This window comes from Nitratireductor sp. ZSWI3, assembly GCF_024655565.1.
Taxonomy (GTDB): domain Bacteria; phylum Pseudomonadota; class Alphaproteobacteria; order Rhizobiales; family Rhizobiaceae; genus Nitratireductor.
The window spans coordinates 1-9,764 of record NZ_JANKOF010000132.1; the positions used below are offsets into that span (position 1 = coordinate 1).

General features: G+C 65.2%; 7 protein-coding genes. 2 read left to right on the forward strand and 5 right to left on the reverse strand.

From position 1 onward, the window contains the following. Positions 1–104: 104 nt before the first annotated feature. From NUU27_RS23695 to lptF, 3 genes are read right to left on the reverse strand one after another with little or no spacing between them, the layout of a single operon-like run. Positions 105–2,477, reverse strand: coding sequence for an LPS-assembly protein LptD (locus NUU27_RS23695; RefSeq protein WP_374568044.1), 2,373 nt, complete (start codon positions 2,475–2,477; stop codon positions 105–107). Continuing rightward, on the reverse strand, positions 2,477–3,562 hold the full coding sequence (gene lptG, locus NUU27_RS23700) for an LPS export ABC transporter permease LptG (RefSeq protein ID WP_257764767.1): 1,086 nt from the start codon (positions 3,560–3,562) through the stop codon (positions 2,477–2,479). The genes NUU27_RS23695 and lptG overlap by 1 nt, the downstream gene beginning before the upstream one ends. Continuing rightward, positions 3,559–4,764: an LPS export ABC transporter permease LptF gene (lptF, locus tag NUU27_RS23705; protein WP_257764768.1), complete on the reverse strand. Its 1,206-nt coding sequence runs from the start codon at positions 4,762–4,764 to the stop codon at positions 3,559–3,561. The genes lptG and lptF overlap by 4 nt, the downstream gene beginning before the upstream one ends. 329 nt (positions 4,765–5,093) lie before the next feature. Between lptF and NUU27_RS23710 the strand changes: the two genes are divergently transcribed. Then, positions 5,094–6,593: a leucyl aminopeptidase gene (locus tag NUU27_RS23710; protein WP_257764769.1), complete on the forward strand. Its 1,500-nt coding sequence runs from the start codon at positions 5,094–5,096 to the stop codon at positions 6,591–6,593. Position 6,594: 1 nt separating this feature from the next. Continuing rightward, positions 6,595–7,041, forward strand: a complete 447-nt coding sequence (locus tag NUU27_RS23715; RefSeq protein ID WP_257764770.1) for a DNA polymerase III subunit chi — start codon at positions 6,595–6,597, stop codon at positions 7,039–7,041. Positions 7,042–7,056: 15 nt separating this feature from the next. On the opposite strand, the gene NUU27_RS23720 is transcribed toward NUU27_RS23715, so the two are convergent. Beyond that, a complete protein-coding gene (locus NUU27_RS23720) occupies positions 7,057–7,758 on the reverse strand; it encodes an HAD family hydrolase (RefSeq protein ID WP_257764771.1) in 702 nt (233 codons plus the stop codon). Next, the gene (locus NUU27_RS23725; protein ID WP_257764772.1) at positions 7,755–9,632 is read right to left on the reverse strand and encodes an ABC-F family ATP-binding cassette domain-containing protein; all 1,878 of its coding nucleotides are present in this window, start codon (positions 9,630–9,632) and stop codon (positions 7,755–7,757) included. Before NUU27_RS23725 ends, NUU27_RS23720 begins: the two co-directional genes overlap by 4 nt. Positions 9,633–9,764: the final 132 nt, after the last annotated feature.

Here is a 9,764-nt window from a genome sequence, read left to right on the forward strand (position 1 = left end):
GGACGATGCCCCGCATCGCCCTGCGCAGCGCGCCTAGCCAGCGGATCGACCTGTCCCATCAGATCGGTCAATAGCTATCTCCCTTGGTATTATGCAACCAATGATCAGAAGCTGGAGTTCAGATCGCCCGTGCTGCTGCCGAAATCGCCGATGGTGCGCAGCGAAATGGTGAAGCCGAAGGAATGGTCGGTTTCCTTGGTGTCGCGATTCTGGCTGCGCGTGTAGGTCATCGAATAGATGAAGCACTCGTCGCCATAGGCAAAGCCGTAGGCGTTCTTCACCAGCGTCTCTTCCTGGAGATCATAGGTTCCGGATGCGAAACCGCTCCAGTTCTCGTTGAACTTGACCTTGGTGAGCCCGGTGACCTCCTGCCGGTCGGTGGCGAAGCCATAGGTCGGCTGGGCCTGGATATAGGCATATTGCAGGGATGCGGTGACGTTGCCCAGCGTCGCCGCGGTCTTCAGGTCCGTTCGCCGCAATTCGAGGGTCTTCTCGTCAAGCCGTGCGCCGACGGAGAAGGCGAAGCCGTTCGGGCTGGCGATGCCGGCCATGCCGACGAAATCCGAGACGTCCGACTCGAGGCCTGAATAGGCGCCGACATTGACGAGGTCCGGCTGCGCGAAGGGATTGGCGCCGGCGATCCGATAGGACTGGCCGAGCAGGCCGTGTGCCGTCCAGCCATTGGCGAAGCTGCCGGAATAGCGGATGCCGACATTGGCGCGCGTGCCGCCCTCGATCCTGTCGTAACCGGAGAACTTGTCGCGCTCGAAGAGCGTCGTCGCGTCGAAGACCAGCGATTGGGCGTCCTCGTTGGGGATGCCGATGCGGTCCTGGTAGGTGGCGTCGGGCCGCACGAACACCTGCGCCATCGGCTCCAGGACGTGCGAGGCGCTGGAGGTCGAGAACAGGATCGGCCAGCGCGCTTCCAGACCCGCCGTCGCCATGTAGCGATAGTAGGAGGAGCGGACGTCGCTGGTCATGCCCGGATTGTTGTTGATGAAGTTCGGAATGCCGTTCACGACGTTCATGTCGTAATCGGTGTGGATGGCATCGCCGCGCGCCTGCAAGATCGGCGTTATCACCAGGCCGCCGGTCGTCACGAAGGAGCGCTTCCACTCCGCCTCGGCCGTCGTGCGCCCGAAACGCCCGGCCGGGCCATCAAGCCTCGTGCCGTTGTTGGTCCTGAAGCTTTCGTTGTTCCGATAAAGCCCCTGCGCATTGACGTCGAAGGTCAGCTCGCCGCCGGCCACGGGCTCGTCCAGCGTATAGGAGTAGTCGAGGCTCGGCAGGACCCAGGGTTGCTGCTCGTCGCGGGCGATGGCCTTGGTGTCTTCCTGAACGTCGAAATGATAGGCCCTGACATCGAAGAAGTTACGGTCGTCGAGGCCGGTCAGGTAGAGCTGCGAGGTCTGCACCAGGTCGGAGAAGCCGCTGATCCCGTAGGTGCGCGAGAAATTCTTGTCGCTCTGCGCCAGGACGTCCCAGCCGAAGGTCCAGCGCGGATTGATCTGGAAGGTGCCCTTCGAGCCGATCATGCCGCGGGTGGTTTCGGAGCCGTTGACCGTGTTGCTCTTCCAGGCTTCCGGATCCTGCTGCTTGATGCCTGCGATCTTGACGCTGTACTGGCCGTTGTCGAAGCGTTGCCGCCATTCGGCCTCGCCGAGAAAGCCCTGCCGCGTGTAATAGGTGCCCGAAACCGTCAGATCGTAGGTCGGCGAAAAGGCGAGGTAGTAGGGCACCTTCACCCCGAACCCCAACTCGTCCTTGTAGGAGGCGCTCGGAATGAGAAAACCCGATTTGCGCTTCACCGTCGGATCGGCCACCTCGAAGAAGGGGAGATAGGCGATCGGCATGCCGAAGAATTCGAAGCGGGCGCGCTCGAAGCGGACGGTCTTGGCTTCGCCGTTCCAGATGATCTTCTGCGCCTTGATCTGCCAGATCGGTGGCTTTTCCGGTTTTTCCCGGCAGGGTTCGCAGGCGGTGTAGACGCCGTTGTTGAAGGTCGTCAGCCGCCCGCCCGTGCGCTCGGCGCTTTCGGCGGCGAAATAGGTCTTGTCGACCGTCTCCACCCGCAGGGCGTTGACGAAGCCGTCGCTGAAATTGTCGGTGACGTCGATCTCGTCGGCATAGATGCGGTTGCCGTCCTTCTCGACGATCTCCACGCGGCCGCTGGCCATGACGCGCGAGGTGGTGCGGTCATAGGTGACCCGGTCGGCGACGAGGCGGTTGCCGTCGTACTCGATCTGCACCCCGCCGGCGGCGGTGACGGTGTTGCGGTCGTTGTCGTAGATCAGGTTGTCGGCCGTCAGGAGCATCTGGGCGTCCTGCGGCAGGTCATTGCCGAACGGCAGGTTTATATCCTGCGCCCATGCGGCCTGCGGAAGCTGCGCATATGCGCACAGGGCCACCGCCGCCGTCGCGCCCATCAGGCGCGCCAGTCTGGCGGAAATGCCGGCTCTGTCTGCCGCAACTCCCACTAACCATCCTCCTTATACAACAGGAAAGTGACCCCGTAGAACATGGCAACGACCACAGGCGTCCACGCAGCCACGACGGGAGGGACGACCCCCGCGCTGCCGAACGCCTTGACCAAGACCGAGACCACATAAAGCAGAAAGCCGGCGAGGACGCCACCCAGAATCACCGTCGCCGACTGCCCCATGCGCGTGAATCTCATGGATACCGTAGCGGCAATCAGCGTCATTGCCACGAGAAGTACGGGAAGCACCACAAGTGAATGAAAATGCGTGGCAAATGCGTTTGCTCTGAGCCCGAAGGAATGCGCGACCTCGATCTTTCCGGGCAGCGCATAGATCGACGTGGCCTCCGGCCGCGTGAGCTGTTCGCCGACGAACTCGGCGCGCAGATTCGTCGGCACCTGGACGCTCACCAGATGCTCGGCAGCGGCCGTTCCGCGGCGTCGTGCCACGGTCGTCAATTCCCAGAATCCGTCACGCAGGAACGCCCGCTCGGCGTCGAGCCGCTCGGCGATTCGCCCCTCGCTGTCGATTCGGAAGAAGGTCGGCCGCACCAGCACCTGCCCGCCATTGAGCACGGCGCTGGCACCGATCACCGTCTCCTCGTCGCCCGAGCGCTGCTTGATCCATTGCTCGGCCTCGGAATTGGCCGTCGTCTTGGCTCCGCGAACCTCCGTTTCGAGCGATTGGGCACGGGAGAATCCATGCGCGGCCAAAGGATTGAGGAGCCCCACGGCAAGCACGCCGAAGACGAAGGAGCCGAAAGCGATCGGGGTGAGGAACTGCCAGGCGGAAACGCCGGCGGCGCGGGCCACCACCAGCTCGTATTTGCGGTTGAGGCTGATCAGCGTCGCCATCGCCGCGATGAGACCGATGAAGGGCACCGCCTGAAGCAGGATGATGGGGGTCTGCAGGGCGGCAAGCGACAGCGCCCACTGGGTGGAATAGCCCGGCAGGCCGGCAGAGCGGCTCGACACCTCGGCGAAGGTCACGATGAAGATGAGGATGCCGATGCCGACGAAGTTCCAGGCCGTGATGGAGGCGTAGCGGCGGAAGAAATAGCTGCCCAGCGTGTAGCCGATCATCCGCGGCCTCCGGCAGGGCTGCGCATCCGCGCCAGCCTGATGCGCAGGCGTGTCATCATGTCGGTGAGTGACTGCATGCGGGCCGTCAGCTTTTCAACCCAGTGTGTCGGCAGCTCCATCACCCGATTGGTTGCGATAAAGAACGCGCATATGCCAATCATCAAGATCGGTGCCGCATAGAGGACGAAGGAGAAGACGGAGGAGGTTTCGGCCTCCGTCCCCGAGTAGAAGCCGATCCAGCGCACCAGCAGCGCGATGACCATGGTCGTCACCATCGGATGCAGGCGCGCTTCGCGGAACGAGCGCGCATCGCCCGCCACGGCAAGGCCGATCATGGCGAAGACGAGCGGATAGAGCCATTCCGAGAATCGCATGTGCAATTCGGCGCGGAACACCTGTGGCGAGCGCTTGTAGAAATCGTCGTTCGGATCGGGAGAAAGCAGGAAGCCGAGAGACCGGTCCTTCGGGTGCAGTGTCGGCATGCCGCCGCCGGTGCTGGTGAACTCGGACAGGTCGAAAGCATAGGAATCGAAGCGGATCGTCGACACGTCGCCATTCGCTGATTCCCGCTGGATCATGCCGTCCTGCATGACGAGGATGCTGCCGCCGTCGCGCTCGACGGTCGCCCCGGTGCGCGCGTGGTAGACGAGCTTCGTCTTCTCGTCGCGCGAATCGGCGACGAAAATGCCGCCCAGGAGGCCGTTCGGCAGGCGCTCCGAGATCTGCACGAACAGCCCGTCGCCGACCTTCTGGAAGGACCCTTCCTGAAGAACGGTGGTGATGAGGTCGGCGCGCGCATTGGCGAGGATCGACCGGAAAGCCTGCCGCGAGGCCGGCTCCAAGGTGTTGTTGATCAGGAAGGAGGCGATGCTGGCGCCGAGCGCTATGATCAGGATCGGCCGGATGATCGTGCCGCGCGGCGCCCCCGAGGCATTGATGACCGCCAGCTCGGAATCCGTGTTCATGGTGGCCAATGTCTGTGCCACGGCGATGCCCAGCGCGAAGGGGATGACGACCGGAATCACCGCCGGCAGGACGAGCGCGGCGACCAGAAAAAAGGTGCCGGCCGACTGGCCGCTGTCGGTGACGAGATCGATGCGGTTCAGGACCTGGGTTGTCCACACCAGGGCGAGCACCCACAGCAACGCCGCCGCGAACAGCGCGAAGGTGCGACGCATGATGTAGAGTTCGATCACCTTCATGGAGTTCGACGGTCCGGTTGTTGCTGGCAGGCCTCAAGTCGCGCGCGCGACCCTAGCGGCCCGCTGACGCGGGCACAACGAGCAATTGCCGGCACGGGAGTATGACCCACCAATTCTTGTCCCGGCGCAGACTGTGGCGGGCATTGGTTAGAAAAGCTGAAACAAACGCGGTTAACGCTCTGATTACCTGGCGATAACCATAGGCTCGAAGGCCTGTGCATCGCCGAAAAATAGGGCTGTGCCAGCGGGCGGCCCTTGCCAATTCGCATAAAACCTCCAAGATCGCGGGCATCGTCTAAACGACCAATCACGGAAATCTAGGACATATCATGACCGACAGACCGACCGTCGCCTTCGCCAAATTCGCCTTGCCCAAAAAGGGCAGCGTCCTTGTGCTGGCAGCCGAAGGGGGCGGGCTCGGGGAACAGGCAAGGGCCTGCGATCCCGACGGCGTCCTGTCGCGGGCCTTCGAGGTGGCGGGCTTCTCCGGCAAGCTGGCCAAGAGCGTCGAGGTTCTGGCGCCCGCCGGCACTGGTTTCGACCGGCTCTCGGCCATCGGCGTCGGCAAGGCCGGGGCCATCGAGGAAGGCGGCTGGCTGAAGATCGGCGGCGCGGCGATGGCCGCCGCGAAGAGTGCCACGGACATCGCCGTGATCGCCGACCTGGGTGGTTCGGAGCCTTCCGCCGAGGATGTCGCCAACCTTGCCCTCGGCATGATGCTGCGCGCCTATTCCTTCGACAAGTACAAGACCACGAGCCGGGAGAACGGCAACGGCGAGGAGAAATCCGCCGACAAGGCGAAGATCACCATCCAGTGCGCCGACCCGTCCGCCGCCAAGAAGGCGTTCGCCCGCGCTGAGGCCGTTGCCGGCGGCGTGCTGCTCGCCCGCGACCTGGTGAACGAGCCGGCCAACGTGCTGGGTCCGGTCGAATTCGCCGCCAAGGCCAAGGAGCTGGAGAAGCTCGGCGCCAAGGTCGAGATCCTCACCGAGAAGGAAATGAAGAAGCTCGGCATGGGCGCGCTGCTCGGCGTCGCCCAGGGCTCCGTGCGTCCGCCGCGGCTCGCCGTCATCGAGTGGAGCGGCGGCAAGGCGAAGGAGAAACCGGTCGCCTTTGTCGGCAAGGGCGTCGTCTTCGACACCGGCGGCATCTCGATCAAGCCGGCCGGCGGGATGGAGGACATGAAGGGCGATATGGGCGGTGCCGCCGCGGTGGTCGGCGTCATGCACGCGCTCGCCGCCCGCAAGGCCAAGGTCAACGCCGTCGGCCTGATCGGCCTGGTGGAGAACATGCCGGACGGCAATGCCCAGCGCCCCGGCGATATCGTCACCTCCATGTCCGGCCAGACCATCGAGGTCATCAACACCGACGCCGAGGGGCGCCTGGTGCTGGCCGACCTGCTCTGGTACTGCAACGATCGCTTCGCGCCGCAGTTCATGGTCAATCTGGCGACGCTGACGGGGGCCATCATGGTGGCGCTCGGCCATCACCATGCCGGCCTGTTCTCCAACGACGATACGCTCGCCGAACGGCTGACGGCCGCCGGCCTGTCGACCGACGAGAAGCTGTGGCGCATGCCGCTCGGCACGGAATACGACAAGCTGATCGATTCCAAAAATGCCGACATGAAGAATTCGGCCGGCCGCATGGCGGGATCGATCACGGCAGCGCAGTTCCTGAAGCGCTTCGTCAAGGAAACCGCCTGGGCGCATCTCGACGTGGCGGGCACGGCGATGGGCTCGCCGCACACCGAGATCAACCGCTCCTGGGGCTCGGGCTTCGGCGTGCGGCTGCTCGACCGGCTGGTCGCCGACCATTACGAAAAATAGGATGGACGTCCTTTTCTATCATCTCACCGAATCGACGCTCGAGGAGGCGCTGCCTCCTCTGGTCGAGAAAAGTCTGGAGAGGGGATGGAAGGTCGCCGTGCAGACCGGCCGCCGCGAGCGCTGCGAGGCGCTCGACGCGCTGCTGTGGACCTGGCGCGACGAGTCCTTCCTCGCCCACGGTACGGACCGCGACGAGCACGCGGCCCTGCAGCCGGTCCTGTTGAGCGACGGCCCCTCCAACGCCAACGGCGCGCAGATCCGCTTTCTCGTCGACAATGCCGAACCCGGCGAACTCACCGGCTACGAGCGGGCCGTCTTCCTGTTCGACGGTCATGACGCCGCGCAGCTCGACGCGGCGCGCGCCCACTGGAAGGTCATGAAGGCCGCCGGCCATGCCGTCACCTACTGGCAGCAGGGTCCCGACCGGCGCTGGCAGAAGAAGGGGTAGCCGGCGCCACCGCCGTCAGCCGATCTCCGCCAGAACCCGCTCCAACTCGCCCAGATGCGCGATGCGGCGGAAGCGTGGGGCGCCGGCCGGCTCTTCCGCATGCTCGTGCGCCCAGGTCAGTTCATGCGGCACGAAGACGCCCCAGGCGCCGGCCTCGATGGCGGGGATGATGTCGGACTTCAGCGAGTTGCCGATCATCACGGCGTTCTCGGCCCCGTCGCCATGCTGGCCGAACACGCGTTCGTAGGTGCCGCGCGACTTGTCGCTGACGATCTCGATCGCGTCGAAAAACCTGCCGAGGCCGGAGGCCGCCAGCTTGCGTTCCTGATCGAACAGGTCGCCCTTGGTGATCATCACCAGACGATGCCGCCCGGCAAGCCGCTGCAGCGTCTCGCGCGCATGCGGCAGCGGCTCGACCGGATGTGCCAGCATGTCGCGTCCGGCGTCGATGATCTCGCGGATCGTCCGTGACGGCACGCGCCCCTCGGTCACCTCGATCGCCGTCTCGATCATCGACAGGGTGAACCCCTTGATGCCGAAGCCGTATTTGTCGAGATTCCGCTTCTCCGCTTCAAGCAGCCGCTCCGCCAGGTGATCGGCCTCGGCAAAATCCGCCAGGAGCGCGGCGAAGCGCGCCTCCGTCAGGCGGAAGAAGCGCTCGTTCTGCCAGAGCGTGTCGTCGGCGTCGAAGCCGACGGTGAGACGGTTGTGGCTCATGACACCATGCCTTCCTCATATTCGCTCGACAGCGTCAGCCAGCGATCCTCGTGGCGCGACAGCATGGAGGACAGCTCGGCACGCTCCCTGGCCAGCGTCGAGACCTTGTCGGGCTCCTTGTCGTAGAGGCTGACATCGGCCAGCCGTGCCTCGATCGCCTCGATGCGCTTGCGCGTGCGCTCGATCAGGCCCTCGGTCGCCTTGATTTCCTTGGCGAGCGGCTCGAGGGCGGCCCGCTTGCGCGCCGCCTCCTTGCGGCGGTCCGCCTTCGAGGCTTTGTCGGTTTCGCGCTTTTCCTTGGCCCGGCTGGCGCCGCCCGTCATCTGGCTGCGGTAATCCTCCATGTCGCCGTCGAAGGGCGCCACGGAACCGCCGCCGACGATCCACAGCCGGTCGGCGGTTGCCTCGATCAGGTGACGGTCGTGACTGATCAGAATCACCGCGCCCTCGAAGGTGTTGAGGGCTTCCACGAGTGCCTCGCGGCTGTCGATGTCGAGGTGGTTGGTCGGCTCGTCGAGGATCAGAAGGTGAGGGGCCTCGAAGGTGGCAAGCCCCATCAGGAGTCGCGCCTTCTCGCCGCCGGAAAGATCGCGCGCCGGCGTCGACATCTTCTCGGTCGTCAGGCCGAACTGGGCCACCCGCGCCCGCACCCTGGCTTCCGGCGCGTCCGGCATCAGGCGGCGCAGATGCTGGTAGGCATCCTCGTCCGGCCGCAGATCGTCGAGCTGGTGCTGGGCGAAGATCGAGACCTTGAGGCCCGGCGCGACCGTCATCGTGCCCTTTTCCAGCGACAGCCGGCCGGCGATCAGCTTGGCGAAAGTGGATTTGCCGTTGCCGTTGGCGCCGAGCAGGGCGATGCGGTCGTCATTGTCGATCCTCAGCGACAGGCTTTTCAGCACCGGCTTGCCGGGTGTGTAACCGACCGCGCCGCCTTCGAGGGCTATGATCGGCGAGGCGACAGCCTTCTGCGGGTTGGGGAAGCGGAAGGGCTGCACCGTCTCGTTGACGACGCTGGCGATGGGCGTCATGCGCTCCAGCGCCTTCAGGCGCGATTGTGCCTGCCGGGCTTTCGAGGCCTTCGAGCGGAAGCGGTCGACGAAGGACTGCATGTGTTTGCGCTGCGCTTCCTGCTTGCCGCGCATCTTTTCCTGCAGCTCGGCCTTTTCGGCATATTGCCGGGCGAACTGGTCATAGCCGCCGCGCCAGAAGGTGAGCTTCCGGTTCTGCAGATGCACGATCGAATTGACCGCCCGGTTGAGGAGGTCGCGGTCGTGGCTGATCAGCAGCACGGTGTGCGGGTAGCGCGCCAGATACCCCTCCAGCCACAGCGTGCCTTCGAGATCGAGATAGTTGGTCGGCTCGTCGAGCAGCAGAAGGTCGGGCTGGGTGAACAGCACCGCCGCCAGGGCCACCCGCATGCGCCAGCCGCCGGAGAAGGAGGAGGCGGGGCGCTTCTGCGCCTCGGCGTCGAAGCCGAGGCCCGACAGGATCGCCGCCGCCCGCGCCTCCGCCGAATGGGCGTCGATGTCCGTCAGCCGCGTCTGGATCTCGGCGATGCGGTGCGGATCGGTGGCCGTTGCGGCCTCTGCCAGAAGCGCCGCGCGCTCGGTATCGGCCTTCAGCACGATATCGATCAGCGGTTCCTCGGTTCCGGGCGCCTCCTGAGCCACCTGGCCGATGCGCGTGTCCTTGGGCAGGCCGATGGTGCCGGTTTCGGCCGCGAGATCGCCGGTGATGGCGCGGAACAGCGTCGTCTTGCCGGTGCCGTTGCGGCCGACCAGGCCGGCCTTGGTGCCGGCCGGAAGCGAAAGGGACGCGTGGTCGATCAGCAAGCGGCCGGCAACGCGCAGGGAGAGTTCCGAAATCGTCAACATGGGCGCCTTTTGGCCGAGCCGCGCCACGGTTGCAAGAGGAAGTGCCGGCGGGACCTTGCCGCGTGGGCCGCGACCGAGGGAGTGTTGCCAAAAGCAGACAGAAAACGGCCCGCCGGGAGGCGGGCCGCTGCG